The organism is Rheinheimera riviphila (assembly GCF_004005945.1).
GTDB lineage: Bacteria > Pseudomonadota > Gammaproteobacteria > Enterobacterales > Alteromonadaceae > Pararheinheimera > Pararheinheimera riviphila.
This window is the reverse complement of sequence record NZ_SACS01000003.1, coordinates 279,129-297,467: the sequence shown is the minus strand read 5'-3', so window position 1 is coordinate 297,467 and position 18,339 is coordinate 279,129. Positions and strand designations below refer to the sequence as shown.

14 protein-coding genes and 1 pseudogene are annotated in these 18,339 nt (G+C 49.1%); 4 read left to right on the top strand and 11 right to left on the bottom strand.

Going from position 1 to position 18,339, the window contains the following annotated elements; all coding sequences use genetic code 11:
• Positions 1 to 386 (top strand): annotated as a pseudogene (locus EOE67_RS20500) (IS4 family transposase); the annotation flags it as partial.
• A gap of 64 nt (positions 387 to 450) precedes the next feature.
• On the opposite strand, the gene EOE67_RS05060 reads toward EOE67_RS20500, so the two are convergent.
• The 3 genes from EOE67_RS05060 to EOE67_RS05050 all read right to left on the bottom strand — a co-directional run bounded on the left by EOE67_RS05060 (position 451) and on the right by EOE67_RS05050 (position 5,303).
• Complete coding sequence (locus EOE67_RS05060) at positions 451 to 1,623, bottom strand: META domain-containing protein (RefSeq protein WP_240652719.1); 1,173 nt, start codon at positions 1,621 to 1,623, stop codon at positions 451 to 453.
• Between the two features lie 85 nt (positions 1,624 to 1,708).
• On the bottom strand, positions 1,709 to 2,608 hold the full coding sequence (locus EOE67_RS05055) for an alpha/beta fold hydrolase (protein ID WP_127697948.1): 900 nt from the start codon (positions 2,606 to 2,608) through the stop codon (positions 1,709 to 1,711).
• 115 nt (positions 2,609 to 2,723) lie between these two features.
• Entirely contained in the window at positions 2,724 to 5,303 is a 2,580-nt protein-coding gene (locus EOE67_RS05050) for a TonB-dependent receptor plug domain-containing protein (RefSeq protein ID WP_127697947.1), read from the bottom strand.
• 305 nt (positions 5,304 to 5,608) lie between these two features.
• Here EOE67_RS05050 and EOE67_RS05045 point away from each other — a divergent pair, with 305 nt between their 5' ends.
• The gene (locus EOE67_RS05045; protein ID WP_127697946.1) at positions 5,609 to 7,837 is read left to right on the top strand and encodes a S9 family peptidase; all 2,229 of its coding nucleotides are present in this window, start codon (positions 5,609 to 5,611) and stop codon (positions 7,835 to 7,837) included.
• Between the two features lie 86 nt (positions 7,838 to 7,923).
• On the opposite strand, the gene EOE67_RS05040 is transcribed toward EOE67_RS05045, so the two are convergent.
• Both EOE67_RS05040 and EOE67_RS05035 read right to left on the bottom strand, forming a co-directional pair.
• Entirely contained in the window at positions 7,924 to 8,910 is a 987-nt protein-coding gene (locus EOE67_RS05040; protein WP_127697945.1) for a 2-hydroxyacid dehydrogenase, read from the bottom strand.
• Between the two features lie 134 nt (positions 8,911 to 9,044).
• Positions 9,045 to 9,551 carry a glutathione peroxidase gene (locus tag EOE67_RS05035; protein ID WP_127697944.1) on the bottom strand — a complete coding sequence of 169 codons (507 nt, stop codon included), beginning with the start codon at positions 9,549 to 9,551 and terminating at the stop codon, positions 9,045 to 9,047.
• A 108-nt stretch (positions 9,552 to 9,659) separates the two neighbouring features.
• Between EOE67_RS05035 and EOE67_RS05030 the strand changes: the two genes are divergently transcribed.
• Together EOE67_RS05030 and EOE67_RS05025 are read left to right on the top strand one after the other, a co-directional pair.
• Positions 9,660 to 10,544 carry an NAD(P)-dependent oxidoreductase gene (locus EOE67_RS05030; RefSeq protein WP_127697943.1) on the top strand — a complete coding sequence of 295 codons (885 nt, stop codon included), beginning with the start codon at positions 9,660 to 9,662 and terminating at the stop codon, positions 10,542 to 10,544.
• A 201-nt stretch (positions 10,545 to 10,745) separates the two neighbouring features.
• Positions 10,746 to 11,243 carry a hypothetical protein gene (locus EOE67_RS05025; RefSeq protein ID WP_127697942.1) on the top strand — a complete coding sequence of 166 codons (498 nt, stop codon included), beginning with the start codon at positions 10,746 to 10,748 and terminating at the stop codon, positions 11,241 to 11,243.
• 69 nt (positions 11,244 to 11,312) lie between these two features.
• Here the strand turns inward: EOE67_RS05025 and EOE67_RS05020 are convergent, their stop codons facing one another.
• From EOE67_RS05020 to EOE67_RS04995, 6 genes are read right to left on the bottom strand one after another with little or no spacing between them, the layout of a single operon-like run.
• On the bottom strand, positions 11,313 to 11,969 hold the full coding sequence (locus EOE67_RS05020) for a CoA transferase subunit B (protein WP_068063401.1): 657 nt from the start codon (positions 11,967 to 11,969) through the stop codon (positions 11,313 to 11,315).
• 2 nt (positions 11,970 to 11,971) lie between these two features.
• Positions 11,972 to 12,682, bottom strand: a complete 711-nt coding sequence (locus EOE67_RS05015; RefSeq protein WP_127697941.1) for a CoA transferase subunit A — start codon at positions 12,680 to 12,682, stop codon at positions 11,972 to 11,974.
• 56 nt (positions 12,683 to 12,738) lie between these two features.
• Positions 12,739 to 13,671 (bottom strand): hydroxymethylglutaryl-CoA lyase, encoded by a 933-nt coding sequence (locus EOE67_RS05010; protein WP_127697940.1) that lies wholly within the window; start codon positions 13,669 to 13,671, stop codon positions 12,739 to 12,741.
• A gap of 1 nt (position 13,672) precedes the next feature.
• Complete coding sequence (locus EOE67_RS05005) at positions 13,673 to 15,655, bottom strand: acetyl/propionyl/methylcrotonyl-CoA carboxylase subunit alpha (RefSeq protein ID WP_127697939.1); 1,983 nt, start codon at positions 15,653 to 15,655, stop codon at positions 13,673 to 13,675.
• Between the two features lies 1 nt (position 15,656).
• Complete coding sequence (locus tag EOE67_RS05000; RefSeq protein WP_240652718.1) at positions 15,657 to 16,556, bottom strand: enoyl-CoA hydratase-related protein; 900 nt, start codon at positions 16,554 to 16,556, stop codon at positions 15,657 to 15,659.
• A gap of 10 nt (positions 16,557 to 16,566) precedes the next feature.
• Positions 16,567 to 18,174 (bottom strand): carboxyl transferase domain-containing protein, encoded by a 1,608-nt coding sequence (locus tag EOE67_RS04995; protein WP_127697938.1) that lies wholly within the window; start codon positions 18,172 to 18,174, stop codon positions 16,567 to 16,569.
• Positions 18,175 to 18,339: the final 165 nt, after the last annotated feature.

Genomic DNA, 18,339 nt, shown 5'->3' with positions numbered 1-18,339 from the left:
GCTGGGAAATCGAACTGGGCTACCGGGAGATGAAACAGCAACTGCTGGCAAACGAATTTACGCTGCGAAGCAAAAAATCTGAGATGGTGAAACAAGAACTGTGGGGCGTGTTGCTCTGCTACAACCTAATCCGCTATCAGATGGTCAGGATGGCCAAAACCCTCCCGGGAATTTATCCAAATGAGCTGAGTTTTACGCTGTGCGCCAATGCGATAGTCAGCTTGTTTGAATACGGGTTCACGCTGATTAGTAGCCACCACATTCCACAAGAGTTGGATGATTTAACGAGAAAAGCGGAGTTTTTTGTCTTGCCGTTCAGGCGCGAAGAGCGTTCATATCCAAGGCTGGTAAAGAGAAAACCGAGTAAATATCCACATAAAAAATAATGCCAGTCAGCTTATCTGACTGGCATTAGCTTGATGCTCCGTTTTTTATTTGGTTGGCGTTTGCTTAGTTCAACGCCTGCGTCATTTCAATAATGACTTTATTGGCTTTAAACAACTGCAGTTTGTTTTGATTAATTTCAATGCGATCAGCGATTTGCAGCTGCTTGGTAAATTGCTGTTCATAGAAGTTGGCATCGCTACAGAACTTACGGGTACTGACCACCGGCGCCACGCTCAATTGAGTATCTTTTTGCTGATAACCGGCATTAAAGTTGTTACAGCCAGAAAAGCCAAACAGTTTATTGTTCTGGTCAAACATCATCCGGATGTTTAGTTTCTGCGGCACCCCAATTTGCGATACTGTGCTTAAACGCCACACCACGCCCTGAATTTTGGCCGGTTGTGCCTGACTTGGGCAAGTAGCGCCTGGCCAGAACTGGTCAAATTTATCGACAAACAATGCGTCGTTGTTGTCCGGGCTTTTACGCGCAGTTAAGGTGGCAACGACCGATTTGCCGTTGATGCCAGGGTTGGTCTGGTAACTGCGCATCATCGGCATATGGTGTTGGGTCATGGCAATTAAATGGCTTTCGCCGGTCAGACAATCAGTAAAACTGGCTTCGTTGTTTTTCAGCTCGTACATGCCGAGCAGCGGTAAACGACTGTCAATTTTACTGAAATCACGGCGGCTTAAGGTTTTATTATCAGCAGAAACCATCGGCTTGCCAGCGATATCCAACAATGTCAGATGTTGATTGCTGGCGAACTGGAAAGACGGCATCGGCTGACGTTGGCTGGTGAAGTGCAGGGTGCGGTTATCCAGCATCCAGCTGCCCTGGATCAGTTCAACCACGTTACGATCGATAAACTCGCGCCGCGCTTCAAACTTACCATCCTGATACACATTGATGTGATATTGCACGCCTGGACATTTTTCACATGGCAGGGTGCCGGTGAAGGTCATATCCCGGTCGATGAAAATAAGTCCAAAGTCAGTCGCGATAGATTCGGCAGTGTCGGATTTGACCACTTCGTCCGGCACTAAATCCGGTTCTACCACCACCGGGGCGACCGGCTGTACCGGCGCTGGCACCACAGTTTTGACCGGCACTGTGGTACAGCCGACTAACAACACTAAACCGAGCGCAGAGCTCTGCACAACTTTGCGCATTAAACTGTCTATCAAACTACGTTTCATCAATGACAAGGCCACTTCCAGACACAAAATTGGCGCCATTATAATGGAACTGCGACGGAACCGGCATGCTTTACTGAATTATTTTATCCCCACTTTTAGCGCTTACTTTTGCGCTAAAGTCCGGCTACGAACGCTTGCAATCCCAGTGTTGCAGGATTTCTTGCGCCGTTTGTACCGGATGTTGTTGCATAAAACAATGGCCGCCAGGCACCAGTTTTGCCTGCAACGAAGGGTTTATGCGTTGCCAGCGTTTGACTGCTTTAGGCACAAATGGATAAGTTTGATCGCCATAAAGGAGCAGCGTTGGGCTGCAGGGTTTTGCGAGTTCCGTCCATAACCTGGCCGGAAATGAACTGAAAATCTCGGCTTCGCGTGACGGCTGACATTTCAAACGAACACCTTCAGGACTATGGTGCAGGGCATGGTCAATATAGGCGTGTAAAGCTGCTGGCGCCCAGCCCTTAAACATCCCACGATCGGTCAGATAAGCTTCAACCTCACTGCGCTGCGGCCACTGTTGGCGCCGGTTTAACGCTTTTTTGGCGTATGGGTTTTTTCGATACAGGCCAACTTTATCCAGAATTTTCATGCTGTTCAGTAAATAGGGAGGAAACAACACCGGATCCAGCAACACCACCTGTGAAAACGGGCTATCGACGCGGCTATTGATCAGCGCCGTTAACACGCCACCGAAACTGTGGCCGAGCGCATAAACCGTGACTTTTCTGGCGCTGGTGACTGACTGAAATAGCGGCAAGTGCGCGATAAAAGCTTCCAACGCCAAATCAGCACTTTGATGCCAGCCAATAAACTTGCCACCATGATCGCTGTCGCCATGGCCCTGCGCGTCGGATAAGAACAAATCAAAATATTCAGTGAGTAAGGCAAGCATCGGTTGATACATCAAGCTGCAAAAACCATTGCCGTGCAAAACATGTAATACCGGTTTGCCGGATGGTATCGAATGCTGGCCGCGCAAGGTAAAACCGTAGCGGGTGGTATAGCTCCAGGGTTGTAATTGCACAGTGCGTTCTCAAGTATTTACTCTAAATAGCAACATGCCATGCTTTGAATGTTCGTGCAAGCCAATAAAAAAGCCACCCGCAGGTGGCTTCAACGATCATTTTTCAGACGTTCACTTAGAAGTTATAAGTCATCCGGGCGTAGTAGAAACCGCCGTTAAAGCCCATCACAGCTGTGGTTGGGTATTGTGCACCCAGTACATCTGCCCACACGTTTTCATCTGGTAACTCATCAAACAGATTGGTGGCACCCAGACTGATTTCATAGTGTTCGTCAAAGGCGTAGCTGATTTCAGCATCAACTGTCATTTCGGCGCCCAGATTTAACGGTAATCCACCGTCGGCAACATTTAATGCGCCAGAGTCAGCATGGTCTTCGAAGTAACTACCATATTGATTCAACCGCACATAACCGCGCCAGGCTCCCTGGGTATGGTTAATGGTGAAACTGCCCCGGACACTTGGTAAACCATCTTCAATTACTTTGATTTTGGCTTCGTTAATGTTGCTGGAGTGCTGATCGACTGAGGTATCGGTCCAGTTCGCGGCTAACGCGAATGTGGTGCGGCCACCGAGTAAATCAGCGCCGTAGTTGGCGACAAAATCAAGACCTTGCGTGGTGGTATCAAAATCGTTGGTGAAGTATTTTACCCCGGCGAAGCTGCTGGCATCGCGCACGCCCAATGCCAATAACGCTTGCACGTCAGCGGCAGTCAGTTCTTGCGACGATGATTGGCTGATCCGATCTTCCACTTCGATCCGGAAATAATCCAACGTGGCGAAGAAGTCATCCACTTCGACGACAGTACCAAAGGATAAGTTTTTCGACTCTTCCGGCGTCAGGGCTTTACCGCCTTTCAACACCGAAATTGGGTGTGTTGGTGGCAGAGTCGCGTTATCAACCAGACCTTTACCAGCAGCAAATGAAGTGCTGACGTTACGAACCATTGATTGACCAATCGTTGGTGCGCGGAAGCCGGTGCTGATCGCGCCTCGTAATGCCATTTCGTCAATCAACTGGTAACGCGCACTCAACTTGGCGTTGGTGGTGGTACCAAAATCTTCATAGTTTTCATAACGAAGGGCAAAATCAGAGCGGAAGTTATCGCTGAACTCAGCACCAAACTCGGTGTACGCCGCGTAGTTGTAACGGTTAAATGAACCGGCATCGTCAGATTTGAAGCCTGGGAAACCGTTTGAACCGATACCAAAACCTTGTGAAGCGAGTGGACCCACTTCAAAAGAGTTTTTATCACCAGCAAAAATTTCAAAAGTATCAATGCGGTATTCCAGACCACCGGCTACAGCCAATGGATAAGGCAACGCTTCAACTTCAATCAGCTTGTTCATATCGAAGTTAACGGCTTGTTCCTGCTGGACATATTTACCTGCATTAAAATCACGTGGTGTTGATGGGCCAAGCGAGGCGTTAATGGTGTTTTTAATATAAAACTCAACTTCGCTGCGACCATAAGTGCTACTTAAGTCGTAGTTCCAGCCATTGTCCATTTCACCTTTCACGCCACCTGCTAAAGCTGCGTCTGTCACAATACCGCCGAATTTAGGTGTGAAACCACCTGGCAGCATCGAGAAGAACGTAAAGCAATGGGCAGGTAATGCCGAGACTTTGGTATTGATTTGGCCGTAGTTTAAGCCCTTGATGTCGATGTTGCTGCATGAGCCTTTGCTGGCATCTAAATTACCGACCAGTAAGCTGTCGCCACCATCGTTTGAGTACACACCACCACGGTTGACCGGATTACGGAAGTAAAAACCACCTTCCACATCGCGCTGGGCGAAGTTACCAAAGGTATAAAATTCAGTATTTTTTGCAACTTCCAGGCCGATGTTACCAAAGACTTTAAAGTCACGTTTGATTTCTGGTGAGCCCCAGACTTGCGCCGGATCAGCAATTTGCGTGTTGCCCTTCGCAATTAAACCAGCAGCATCACCGCGTTGTACGCTGCGACTGGTTGGATCAGACTGCTTAAATTCAGTACTGAAGTTGGCGAAACCATTATCGGTAAATGGCATCCCGATGTTGGCTGAAATCTGACGTAAATCGCCATCACCGTCATAATGCTGACCAGAGCGTAGTTCGATAGTGCCGCCTTCGCTGGCATCTTTTAACCGGAAGTTAATTACGCCGGCAATGGCATCTGAACCGTATTGTGCAGCTGCACCATCACGCAGAATTTCAACTTGCTTCAATGCAATCGACGGAATATTAGAAATATCCGGGCCTTGCGAACCGTCTGATAAGCCACCACCCAAAAAGGTGATAACGGCAGAGCGGTGGCGGCGTTTGCCGTTGACTAATACCAGCGTGCTATCTGGTGGCAGGCCACGTAAGTTAGCCGGACGAACCAGCGTTGACGCATCGTTGATCGGTTGCGAGTTGACGTTAAAGGATGGCACCACTGAACTCATCAGCGTCATCATATCGGTTGGACCGGCTTTGACAAATTCGTCGGCAGAAATCACATCAACCGGGACTGCGGAATCCCCGACTGAACGCGGTGCACCACGCGAACCAACGACCACAATTTTTTCTACATTTTCTTCAGCTTTTTGTTCTGTTGTTGCTTCTTGTGCCATGGCACTAAAACCGGTCGTAGCCAACATCAGGAACGCGCCACCGGCTAACGCGGATTGAATACCAGCGGCGAGAGGGTGTAGTTGTGTTTTATTTTTCATAGGTTTGCCTTTAAATATCCTGGACGGTTAACAGGGCTCTTTTTTTATTTATTTGAGCTCCGGAACTAACTTATGGCAAAAATGTCGATTTGTCCAACGCGAAAAACACCCCATTTATCTCAAAATCGTTGCAAAATGTGTGCACTTTTTTGGTGCTAAATTGGAAACTTTGGTGCAATGCTGCAGCGCCATTGGCTTGCAAGCGGGTGGTGGACTGAAAATTTTGGTGCATCGGCGGTATTCTGTTGAAAAAAATATTTTGCTGGCGTTAGATAGCTTAAATTCAAACGCTTCAGGATCTTACAATGAATTCACCTTTGCTCACCGGATTAACCCTTATCGCGGCTTTAAGCACCAGCACGGCGTTGCAGGCCAGCCAGTTGCCACTGGAGCGGATATTTGCTGATCCGGTGCTGAGCGGCACCACGCCAAAGTCACTCGGTTATTCACCTGATGGCAGCCGCATTACTTATCTCAAAGGAAAATCCTCCGACGCCAACCGTTTAGATCTGTGGCAGTACCAGATCAAAACCGGCAAACATTCGTTGTTAGTGGATTCAGATAGCTTGTTCAGTGGTCCGGAGCTGCTGTCAGATGAAGAAAAAGCCCGTCGCGAACGCTTACGCTTGTTCGCCAGCGGTATTGTCAGTTATAGCTGGTCTAAAGATGGCAAAGCCTTGTTGTTTCCGCTGAATGGTGATTTGTATTACTTTGATTTAGCGACAAAAAAGTCGAAAAAACTAACCGAAACCAAAGAATTTGAGACCGACGCGCAAATCTCGCCCAAAGGTCGGTTTGTGTCTTTTGTCCGCGAGCAGAATATCTATGTGCTGGATTTAAAAAGTGGTACTGAAACCCAGCTGACTAAAGACGGCCAGGGCACCATCAAAAACGGTATGGCTGAATTCGTGGCGCAGGAAGAAATGGGCCGGATGACTGGTTATTGGTGGGCGCCAGACGATAGCAAAATCGCCTTTACTCAGTTTGATGACAGCGGTGTGGCCGAAGTGGTGCGTAACGAAATTTATGCCGATGAAATTAAGCTGGTGAATCAGCGTTACCCTTACGCTGGAGCCGCCAACGTCAAAATTAAACTGGGAGTGGTCAGTCTGGCGGGCGCTGCGGTGAATTGGCTGGACCACGGTAAAGATCAGGACATTTATCTGCCACGGGTGGCCTGGACCCAAAACCCGAATTTATTGACTTATCAATGGCAAAGTCGTGATCAGCAGCAGCTTGAATTAAGACTGGTCGATTTGGTCAGTCAAACCGAGCGGTTGTTGTTAAAAGAACAAAGCGCCACCTGGGTGAACTTACACAATGACCTGCATTTTTTAAAGGATCAAAAATCCTTTATCTGGGCGTCAGAACGAAGCGGTTTCAAACATCTGTATCAATATGATTTGGATGGAAAAATGCTGCGTCAGTTGACTGATGGAGACTGGATCGTCAATCAGCTGGAAACGGTAGATGAAAAAAATGGCCAGATTTATTTCAGTGGTCGCAAAGATACGCCATTAGAAGCGCATTTGTATCAGTTGAGTCTGGCTGATGGCAGCATTAAACGCTTGACCGAAGCCGGTAGCAGCCACGGTGTCGTTGTCGCCAAAGATGGCAGCGGCTTCTTAGATACGTTTTCCAGTGTCAGCCAATTGCCAGAAGTACAGCTGAAAAACCGGGATGGCAAGACCGTTGAAGTACTCGCTAGCAATCAGCTGAATGCTGAACATCCGTTAACGCTATACTGGCCGGAATTGGTGAAACCACGTTTTGGCACCATTCAGGCCAAAGACGGCCAAACCCTGCATTACCGGGTATTTGAACCGGCTAAGTTGGATCCGACCGTGAAGTATCCGGTAATTGTCAGTGTTTACGGTGGCCCCGGTGCACAGCGTGTGACTAACAGCTGGAGCCATAAGGATTTGTATTTCCAGTACATGGTGCAGCGTGGTTATATCGTGTTCCAACTAGATAACCGTGGTTCAGAAAATCGCGGCAAGAAGTTTGAAGATCCGATCTATAAAAAACTCGGCGTGGTGGAAGTTGAAGATCAAATCAGCGGCGTGGAATACCTGCGGACATTGCCTTATGTCGACGCCAGCAGGATCGGCGTCTATGGCCACAGTTACGGCGGCTACATGGCGATTATGACCATGTTTAAAGCCAGCGATTATTTTGCTGCTGGTGTATCTGGTGCGCCGGTGACGGACTGGACTTTATACGACACGCATTACACCGAACGTTATTTGGGCCATCCGTCCAGCAATGCACAGGGTTATACCGACAGTGCCGTGTTTCCATATGCCGATGGCTTAAAAGGTTCATTATTGATTTACCACGGCATGGCCGATGACAATGTGTTGTTTGCCAACAGCACAAAATTGTTTTCGTTGTTGCAAGAGAATGGTCAGATGTTCGAGATGATGACCTATCCGGGCAGTAAACACGCAATGTTTGGTCAGCAGGTACAAACCCATTTGCATCGCACCATTACCACATTTTTTGACCGTGAACTGCGCGATAAAAAGCACTGATCACAAGTCTGTTGTCTGTTGTAAAAAAGAAGGCCAGCGTGTTGCTGGCCTTCCTTTTTAGTGGCAGCTGACAACCAAATCGAGCATTAACCTACTACATTCGGGCAAGGTTCACCGCGTTGCAACTGCAGTAGATTGTCGGAGGTAATACGGCTGATTTGCGCCATCGCTTCAGCAGTGAAAAATGCCTGATGGCCGGTGATTAATACATTTGGGAAGGTCAACAGCCGCTGAAAAACTTCATCGGCGATAATCTGATCGGATAAATCTTTGAAAAACAAATCAGCTTCCTGTTCATACACATCCAGCCCCAGATAGCCGATTTTCGCTGACTTTAACGCCTTAATCACCGCTTTGGTATCGACCAAAGCGCCACGACTGGTGTTGATCAACATCACACCATCTTTCATTTTTTCCAGACTTTGCGCGTTAATCAGATGGCGGCTGTCTGGGGTTAACGGACAATATAAACTGATGATATCGGCTTGTGGATACAGCTCGTCGAGGCTAACGTAGCTTGCGCCCATGTTGATCATTTGCGGGTTTTTGATCGGATCAACACATAACACCCGGCAGCCAAACCCAAGCAGAATTTTCACCGCCGCGACACCGATCCGCCCGGTGCCAATAATACCGACTGTTTTCCCATGCAAGTTAAAACCAAGCAGGCCATTGAGATCAAAGTTGTTGTCACGGGTTCGGTTGTAGGCTTTATGAAACTTCCGATCCAGACACAACATCAGTCCGACACTGTGTTCGGCCACAGCTTGTGGTGAATAGGCCGGTACCCGCACCACGCTCAATCCTAATTGTGTTGCCGTCGGGATGTCGACATTGTTGAATCCGGCACAGCGCAGCGCAATAAAGCGCACGCCCAATTCTTTTAAACGTTGCAGCACCGGCGCATCGAGTTGATCGTTCACAAATACACAAACTGCATCTGCGCCTGTAGCACCGTGGGCTGATACTAAGTCTAATTTTTGACTGAGAAAAACCCAGTCAATCGCCGGATCGCTCCATTGTTTAAATGCTTGTTCGTCATATTTTTGCGTACTGAACACACAAACTTTCATCCTGGTCGCCCCTTAGGATTTAACTGCATCGCAGCAGTGATCTGTTGCTAGCATAACCCAACGACGAAAGCAGGATCTGTGCGGGATCAAACATCCATTGGTTACATACTTATTAAATATTGGAGAAACGCTAATTAAGCGCCGATCCGTTGCGACTGCTTAGCAAGTTCTTCTTCAATCGCCTGCACAAACTGGCCAGGTTTGGTCCGCGGGGCGTAACGTTTCACCACCACACCGTCTTTATTCACCAGAAACTTGGTGAAATTCCATTTAATCGCGCGGGTTTTTAACACGCCACGTGCCTGATCTTTTAAATATTCAAACAGCGGTTCGGCTTCCGGGCCATTCACCTGAATTTTTGCCATCACGCCAAAAGTCAGGCCAAAGTTCAGCTGACAAAATTGGGCGATATCTTGATCGGACCCAGGTTCCTGACCACCAAATTGATTGCAAGGGAACGCCAGAATTTCCAGGCCTTGGGCATGATATTGCTGATGCAGTTGTTCCAGTTCCTGATACTGTGGGGTAAATCCACATTGACTGGCGGTATTGACAATCAACAGCACTTTGCCTTGATACTGGCTTAAATCGACGGTGTTACCAGTCGTCGTTTTCACTTTAAAATGATGCACGTTCGCCATACTTACTCCGGTTATTACCGCCAATGACTGGCGCTCTGCGCTATTTTGCTATTTGTATCATAAGTTTGTAATCTAACGATCAGTGTTTCACAGAATTAAGACAATTATATGGCAACGGATCAAGCGTATTTAAAAGTGGCATTTATTGGCCTCGGTGTGATGGGCTACCCAATGGCCGGGCATCTGCAACAAAAGGGCCTGCAGGTCTGTGTTTATAACCGCAGCAGTGCTAAAGCAATGGCGTGGGTGCAACAATATGGTGGTCAGTCGGCGGTAACACCAGCGGCAGCCGCGGCAGATGCTGATCTGGTGATGTTGTGTGTAGGCAATGATCAAGACGTGCGCTCGGTTGTTTATGGCGAAGATGGCGTATTAAGCACCATGAAAGTGGGCGCGGTACTGGTTGATCACACCACGGCTTCTGCGGATTTAGCCCGCGAGTTGGCGGCAGCTTGCACATCAAAGCAACTGGGATTTTTAGACGCGCCGGTTTCTGGTGGGCAGCTTGGTGCGCAAAACGGCTTGTTAACTATTATGGTTGGCGGTGCGCAAGTGGATTTTGAAAAAGCTGAAGTGGTACTGCAGCGCTATGCCCGTAGTTATCAATTGCTTGGTGCTGCCGGTTCCGGACAGCTCGCCAAAATGGTTAATCAGATTTGTATCGCCGGTGTGGTGCAGGGCCTGGCCGAAGCATTGCATTTTGCCACTCAGGCGGGTTTAGATGCCAAAGCAGTGCTGGCAGTGATTTCTAAAGGTGCGGCACAATCCTGGCAAATGGAAAATCGCGGCAATACCATGGTTGATGGCCAGTTTAACTTTGGTTTTGCGGTGGACTGGATGCGTAAAGATTTAGGCATCACCCTGGACGAAGCCCGTCGTAATGGCGCGCAATTACCGCTGACAGCTTTGGTAGATCAGTTTTATGCCGAATTGCAGGCACAAGGCGGTGGGCGGCTAGATACTTCCAGTCTGATCAAACGTTTTCAGCCATAGAGTTCAAAGTTGCCAACTCATTACTGATCTCAGCGATGCCATTCATGCCAATAGTTTGTCATTGTTTTTGCATATTTATTAGCATAACTGTATGTTTAATAATCAGTTAATTTTTTATATGAATTAAATCAGTTTATTGTCATGCAGCAGTATCTGTTTGTGATACAATTTTATAACTTTGTGTATTTTTCTTGTGAAGTTATGACTGCGCTTGGCATTGGTTGGCAACTTTATCTCACTTTATTTGGCCTGATGGTCTTTGTACCGGTGCTGTTGGCGTTGGTATTATTGATCCTCAACCGCCAATGGTTAAAACCGGTATTATGGTCAGTATTAAGCTGTACCGGAGCGTTTTTGCTGACCGCCTGGTGGGTGAGTGATAATAAAGTGCAGTTTGTCGAAAACAACCTGCATATTCATGCCGGCTTTTATCACACCACTATCACCGGTTTATCCTTACCTGAAACCAGTATCAATGTCTTTACCCAACCCGAACTGGGCCCATTCACGCCAACAGTTGCCATTAACGGCATCCATTTACCCAATTACCGGGTTGGCTGGTATCGGCTACAAAATAACGAACTGGCGTTTGTGATGTTGATTGGCGAGTATCATGAAGTCACAGTCGTTAAAACCCCAACCATGATAGCCATTGTCAGCGGTGATATTCAGCGGGATAGTCTGATGGTATTGCGTTAAGATCAAATCAGCCCGTCACAGGGGCTGATTTGATCTTGCTAAAAGTCGCTTGTTGTCAAGCGGTGAAATCTAAAAACGCATTTCCGGAATGTCGCCAGCGACAATCAGTTTACCGGCAGTCTTTTGCTGAATTTCTTCAACGCTAATGCCAGGTGCCCGTTCCAGTAGGTGGAAGGCGCCATCTTTGACTTCCAAAACAGCTAAGTCGGTGACAATTTTCTTCACACAACCAACGCCGGTCAGCGGCAGGGCACAGCTTTCCAGCAGCTTAGAGCTACCGTATTTGTCAGCGTGGGTCATGGTCACAACAATGTTTTGTGCACCAGCGACTAAATCCATCGCGCCGCCCATGCCTTTGACCAGTTTGCCCGGGATCATCCAGCTGGCGATATTGCCGTTTTGATCGACTTCAAAAGCGCCTAATACGGTTAAATCAACATGACCACCGCGGATCATGGCAAAACTTTCCGCTGAGCTGAAAATCGCAGCGCCTTTGATAGCGGTGACGGTTTCTTTACCGGCGTTGATCATATCAGCGTCAACTTCGGCGTCAGTTGGGTACGGGCCCATACCGAGTAAACCGTTTTCTGATTGCAGCATCACTTCAATGCCTGCTGGCACGTAGTTGGCGACTAAGGTTGGAATGCCAATACCTAAATTGACGTAATAACCGTCTTTCAGTTCTTGCGCCACACGCATTGCGACTTGTTCACGGGACAATGCCATTTTTACGCTCCTTCACCTTGGCGAACCATACGACGTTCAATGCGTTTTTCAAAACTGGCTTGAATCACGCGTTGCACATAAATACCCGGGGTATGAATTTGCGATGGTTCCAGCTCACCAGGTTCAACAATTTCCTCTACTTCAACCACGGTAATTTTACCGGCGGTGGCGACCATTGGATTGAAGTTCATCGCGGTATGCCGGAAAACTAAGTTGCCGTAACGGTCGGCTTTCCAGGCGCGGACAATGGCAAAATCACCGGTGATGGACGGTTCCAGCACATAATTGCGGCCATTGATTTCGCGGGTTTCTTTACCGTCAGCAACTGGTGTACCGTAACCGGTGGCGGTGAAAAATGCCGGAATGCCAGCACCACCAGCGCGGATTTTTTCAGCCAGCGTGCCTTGTGGCGTCAGTTCAACTTCCAGTTCACCGCTGAGCAGTTGTTTTTCAAATAAGGCGTTTTCGCCAACATAAGACGCCACCATCTTTTTGATTTGGCGGTCTTCAAGTAACACGCCGAGGCCAAAACCATCGACACCGCAGTTATTGGAGACGACGGTTAAATCGCGGGTGCCCATTTTTTTGATTTGGGCAATCAAACCTTCCGGAATACCGCAAAGGCCAAAACCACCTGCGATCACGGTCATGCCATCTTGCAGGCCCGCCATCGCTTCGTCGTAACTCTGTACGACCTTGTTAAACCCTGCCATGTGAAGTCCTCATTGTTGATCTATTTTTATGTGCGGGTACTGATCGAAAATGCTGGTTAATTCTGCTGACATTTGGCCTTCAGCGCCAATCCTACTTTAGAACTAGGTGCCTTACCGAGTGCTTCCGCTATGGCCCAGCCAGCGCGGGCGAGCGTATTTAACGCAACGCCGTGCTTAATGCCAAGACCATCCAGTAAATACACCACATCTTCAGTGGCAACATTGCCTGACGCTCCGGCGGCGTAAGGACAGCCACCCAAACCGGCCACAGCGCTATCGATGACAGCCACACCGCGGCTTAGCGCGGCGTAAATATTTGTTAACGCCTGACCATAAGTGTCGTGAAAATGTACTGCAATTTTGTTAACAGGTACCACTTCGAGCACGGCATCGAGCATAGCCAGTACTTTGGCTGGAGTACCTACGCCGATGGTATCGCCCAAGGAAATCTCATAACAGCCCATTTCTAACAGAGCTTTAGCGACCCGCGCCACTTCGCTCGGCGCCACATCACCCTGATAAGGGCAACCGACCACACAAGAGACATATCCGCGTACGCGCAGGCCATCGGCTTTGGCCGCTGCCACCACTGGTTCAAACCGCGCCAGACTTTCGGCAATCGAGCAGTTGATATTTTTCTGGCTAAAGGCTTCTGAGGCCGCGCCAAATATGGCAACTTCATCGGCGCCAGCTGTTTTTGCAGCCTGATAACCTTGTAAATTTGGCGTCAGCGCTGTGTAAGTCACACCAGCTTTACGGCTGACACCAGCAAAAACGGCGGCAGAATCGGCCATTTGCGGCACCCATTTGGGGCTGACAAAAGAGCCGGTTTCAATGGTGGTTAAACCGGCAGCGGCCAGGGTATTGACCAGCGCGATTTTGGCTTCTAAGGACACCGCCACTTCATTTTGCAGGCCATCGCGCGGGCCCACTTCAACGATGCGGACTGCCGTTGGAAACGTTGGCGCAATTGAGTTTGAAGGATTCATGTTAAGCCTCGGCTTTAGCTGTGGCAGCAAAATCGACCAGTTCAGCACCGTCTTTGACCAAATCACCGGTGGCATAAAACAGCGTATTCACCACACCAGCGGCAGGCGCTTTGATGGCATATTCCATCTTCATCGCTTCCATCACCAGCAAAGTTTGACCTGCTTCGACTTGTTGTCCGGCGCTAACTAAAACCGCCACTACAGTGCCATTCATCGGTGCTTTTAAGCTTCCGGCACTTTCGTCGCTTACCGCTACTTCAACAATGGTTTTGTAATCAAAATCAAACCGTTGTTGTTTGATAAAGACTGAAACCGTGTCGCCAAACTGGCTGACTCGTACTTTGCACTGGTGGCCGCTGATATTGGCGGTCAGCTCATCGTGGTTTAACTGCGCTTTGATAGTTAAGCTTAAGTCGTTAACGGCCACCAAAAAGGCGTCGGCCTGTTGGGTGATGCGGACATGTTGGCTCTGTTCGCCCTGAGTTAAGTGAAAGCTGACACTGGCATTTTCGTTCATCCGCCAACCAATGGCTGACTGCCATGGCGAGCTGGCGGTTGCGGAAGGTTGTTGTTTCGACAGCAGATACAAAGCCGCCAAAATCAGCGCCTGTGTTGGCTCGTTTTGCTCTGGCGCAAAGAGTTCCGCCTGATGATGTTCGATAAAGTGCGTATCAAGTTCAGCGCGGCCAAAGGCCGGATGTTCGACTAAGCGGGTCAGGAAATTGAGGTTGGTTTTCACCCCGGCAATGCGGTAATCGTCCAGCGCGCGGCGCATGCGGGCAATAGCGCGGTCGCGGCTTTCGTCCCAGACAATTAGTTTGGCGATCATCGGATCATAAAATGGCGATACTTCGTCATTTTCCACCACACCGGTATCAATCCGCACATGGCGATTGGCGTCCGGCTGGCGTAAATAAGTCAGCTTACCGGTAGCAGGCAAGAAGTTATTATCCGGATCTTCAGCATACACCCGCACTTCAATGGCGTGGCCATCCAACGGGATTTCGTCTTGCGTCAGTGGCAGCGGCTGGCCGCTCGCGACCAATAACTGCCATTTCACTAAATCCTGGCCGGTGATCATTTCCGTCACCGGATGTTCGACCTGCAGCCGGGTGTTCATTTCCATAAAATAGAACGAACCATCTTCGTCAAACAGGAATTCCACCGTACCGGCACCGGCATAACCGATGGCTTGTGCAGCTTTCACTGCGGCGTCACCCATGGCTTTACGTTGTATGGGCGAGAAATTTGGCGCAGGCGCTTCTTCAATCACTTTTTGGTGGCGGCGCTGAATGGAACAATCCCGTTCATGCAAATAAACAGCGTTACCAAAATTATCGGCAAAGACCTGAATTTCGACGTGGCGTGGTTTGGTCAGATAACGTTCCATCAGGATTTTATCGTTACCAAAACCGTTTAATGCTTCACGTTTAGCGCTTTGCAGCTGCTCCAGAAATTCGGATTTTTGCCAAACCACTTTCATGCCTTTGCCACCGCCACCGTAGGCGGCTTTGAGCAGCAGTGGGTAACCAACTATGTCAGCTTCCTCGGCTAAAAAGGCTTCATCCTGGTTGTCGCCATGGTAACCCGGCACCAAAGGCACACCGGCTTTACTCATGATTTCTTTGGCAGCGCTTTTGCTACCCATAGCAGCAATGGCGGGTACTGGTGGGCCAATAAACACCACACCGGCATCAGCACAAGCTTGGGCGAACACTTCATTCTCGGATAAAAAGCCATACCCCGGATGTACTGCCTGAGCGCCGGATTTTTTAGCGATTTCCAGAATTTTATCGGCGCGTAAATATGACTCTTTGCTTGGCGCCGGGCCTAATAAATAGGCTTCATCCGCCATTTGCACATGCCGTGCATTGGCGTCTGCTTCTGAATAAACGGCTACACAGCGAATACCCAGTTGATGGGCGGTTTTAATTACGCGACAGGCAATTTCGCCGCGGTTTGCGATCAGAATTTTATGAAACATATTAAGCCTGTCCTTTAGATGCGGTTGCTGCAGAGTCTGATTTATCAGTTTTAGAAGCATCAGTTTTAGAAGCATCAGTATTTGAACCAGCAGTATCTTGAAGCTGCCAGGCCGGTGGGCGTTTTTGCAAAAAGGCAGATAAGCCTTCCTGACCTTCGCTTGATACCCGAATTGCCGCAATCCGACGGCTGGTTTCGTCGATTAGCGCCTGCGTAGTTGGTTGATTGGCGACAGTGAAAATCAGATCTTTCGCTGCTTTGACTGCGGCAGGGCTATTGGCGAGTAAGGTTTGCACCATCGCATCTGATACACCATGCAATTCATCGTCGCTGACGACTTGATGCAGCAAACCTAAATGCAAAGCTTCAGTAGCAAAAAAACGCTCAGCGGTGAGGAAATAACGGCGGCTGGCGCGTTCGCCAATGGCCCGCACCACATAAGGGCTAATCACTGCTGGCATCAAACCAATTTTCACTTCGCTTAAGCAGAAGCTAGCTTTATCAGAAGCAATCGCAATGTCGCAACAAGCCACTAAGCCAACGGCGCCGCCAAAAGCTGCGCCTTGCACTAACGCAACGGTCGGGGCAGGGAAGTTGTCGAGCTTTTGCATCAGCTTTGCCAGCTCTCCGGCGTCCAGTAGATTCTCATCGTAGTTTTTGTCGGCCATCGAGCGCATCCAGCCTAAATCGGCTCCTGCGCTAAAGTTTTTGCCGTTCGATCGCAGCAGCAAAACCCGCAGCTGCGGATGAGCAGCAAAGCTATCCAGCGCCTGAATCAACTCGCCAATCATGATGTCATCAAAGGCGTTGTGCACGTCAGGGCGATTGAGCACCAGCTGTGCGACACCGCGCTGGTCGATAGATGTGGTGATGTATTGGTAAGTCTTCATTGCGATTTTCATAGCTGCTCCATTACATCCGGAACACGCCAAAGCGTGTCTCTTCAATCGGTGCATTCAGCGATGCCGCTAATGCCAGACCAACGACCATCCGGGTTTGCGCCGGATCGATAATGCCATCGTCCCATAACCGGCCCGAGGCATAATATGGATGTCCTTGTTGCTCGTACTGCTCGATAATTGGTTTTTTCAGCGCAGCTTCCGCGTCCGCCGATAAAGTTTCGCCTTTACGCGCCAAACCATCTTTAGTGACCTGTGCCATTACGCCAGCGGCTTGCTCGCCACCCATCACCGAGATGCGGGCGTTTGGCCACATCCACATCATCGTTGGATCATAAGCGCGACCACACATACCGTAGTTACCAGCACCATAAGAACCACCAATCAGCACAGTGAATTTTGGCACCTTGGCGCAAGACACCGCAGTCACCATTTTTGCACCGTGTTTGGCGATGCCTTCGGCTTCATATTTTTGGCCAACCATAAAACCGGTGATATTTTGCAGGAACAACAATGGAATTTTGCGCTGGCAACAAAGCTCAATAAAATGGGCGCCTTTTTGTGCAGATTCTGAGAATAAAATTCCGTTATTGGCAACGATGCCGACCGGATTGCCGAATATGCGCGCAAAACCGCAAACTAAAGTCGCACCATACAGCTGTTTAAATTCATCAAAATCTGAGCCATCGACAATCCGTGCTATCACTTCACGCACATCAAATGGCTTTTTCAGATCAGTGCCAACAATGCCGTACAGCTCTTTTGCATCAAATAACGGCTCTTGCGAAGGTTTAACATCACGCAGCACAGGCGCCACGCGATTCAAGCGGGAAATACTGTTGCGCGCCAGTTGCAGCGCATGTTCATCGTTTTGGGCGTAGTGATCGGCCACCCCGGAAATACGGCAATGCACATCAGCACCACCTAAATCTTCGGCTGACACTTCTTCACCGGTGGCAGCTTTCACCAGCGGTGGACCCGCCAGGAAAATAGTGCCTTGCTCTTTGACGATAATCGACTCATCCGCCATCGCCGGCACATAAGCACCACCGGCGGTACAAAGGCCCATCACCACCGCAATTTGCGGAATACCTTTGGCCGACATATTGGCCTGATTAAAGAAAATCCGCCCAAAATGCAGTTTGTCCGGGAATACATCATCCTGGCGCGGTAAATTCGCACCGCCAGAATCGACCAGATAAATACAAGGCAGCTGGCAACGCTCGGCAATTTCCTGCGCCCGTAAATGCTTTTTCACCGTCAGCGGATAATAAGTGCCACCTTTGACGGTCGCATCATTACCAACAATCATGCACTCAACACCACTGACCCGACCAATCCCGGCCACGACGCCAGCCGCTGGCACATAATCGTCATAACATTGCCAGGCAGCAAATTGCGCAATCTCTAAAAAAGGTGAGCCAGGATCAAGTAACTTCTGAATACGATCGCGCACAAAAAGTTTGCCACGCGACGTATGCCGGGCAATCAGCGCTTCACCGCCACCGAGTTTAATCTGCTGCACCTTGGCATTCAGATCATCCACCACCGCCTGCATCGCTGCTGCGTTTTGCAAAAATTCAGCACTTCTGGGATTTATTTTGCTGCTTAATTTGGTCACTGAAGTCACCTATAGAAATAATTGGAAGTCGCGCTTTTCTGTAACTGCGCTTTTGCTCTTACCGCGACGAAAGCAGGGGCGCAGCCCCAGAGTCGAATTTAGCTTGGTTCGTTCAATTGCTGGTGGCGTGCAGGGGGGGGGTGTCACTTATAGAAAAGCCGACCG

What these genes read in the sequence shown, in the direction of transcription:
- EOE67_RS05000 (WP_240652718.1), bottom strand. Translation starts at nt 16,556, where the DNA reads ATGAAAATCGCAATGAAGACTTACCAATACATCACCACATCTATCGAC.
- EOE67_RS05050 (WP_127697947.1), bottom strand. Translation starts at nt 5,303, where the DNA reads ATGAAAAATAAAACACAACTACACCCTCTCGCCGCTGGTATTCAATCC.
- EOE67_RS05010 (WP_127697940.1), bottom strand. Translation starts at nt 13,671, where the DNA reads ATGAATCCTTCAAACTCAATTGCGCCAACGTTTCCAACGGCAGTCCGC.
- EOE67_RS05040 (WP_127697945.1), bottom strand. Translation starts at nt 8,910, where the DNA reads ATGAAAGTTTGTGTGTTCAGTACGCAAAAATATGACGAACAAGCATTT.
- EOE67_RS05060 (WP_240652719.1), bottom strand. Translation starts at nt 1,623, where the DNA reads ATGGCGCCAATTTTGTGTCTGGAAGTGGCCTTGTCATTGATGAAACGT.
- EOE67_RS05020 (WP_068063401.1), bottom strand. Translation starts at nt 11,969, where the DNA reads ATGGCATTGTCCCGTGAACAAGTCGCAATGCGTGTGGCGCAAGAACTG.
- EOE67_RS05025 (WP_127697942.1), top strand. Translation starts at nt 10,746, where the DNA reads ATGACTGCGCTTGGCATTGGTTGGCAACTTTATCTCACTTTATTTGGC.
- EOE67_RS05030 (WP_127697943.1), top strand. Translation starts at nt 9,660, where the DNA reads ATGGCAACGGATCAAGCGTATTTAAAAGTGGCATTTATTGGCCTCGGT.
- EOE67_RS05015 (WP_127697941.1), bottom strand. Translation starts at nt 12,682, where the DNA reads ATGGCAGGGTTTAACAAGGTCGTACAGAGTTACGACGAAGCGATGGCG.
- EOE67_RS05035 (WP_127697944.1), bottom strand. Translation starts at nt 9,551, where the DNA reads ATGGCGAACGTGCATCATTTTAAAGTGAAAACGACGACTGGTAACACC.
- EOE67_RS05045 (WP_127697946.1), top strand. Translation starts at nt 5,609, where the DNA reads ATGAATTCACCTTTGCTCACCGGATTAACCCTTATCGCGGCTTTAAGC.
- EOE67_RS05005 (WP_127697939.1), bottom strand. Translation starts at nt 15,655, where the DNA reads ATGTTTCATAAAATTCTGATCGCAAACCGCGGCGAAATTGCCTGTCGC.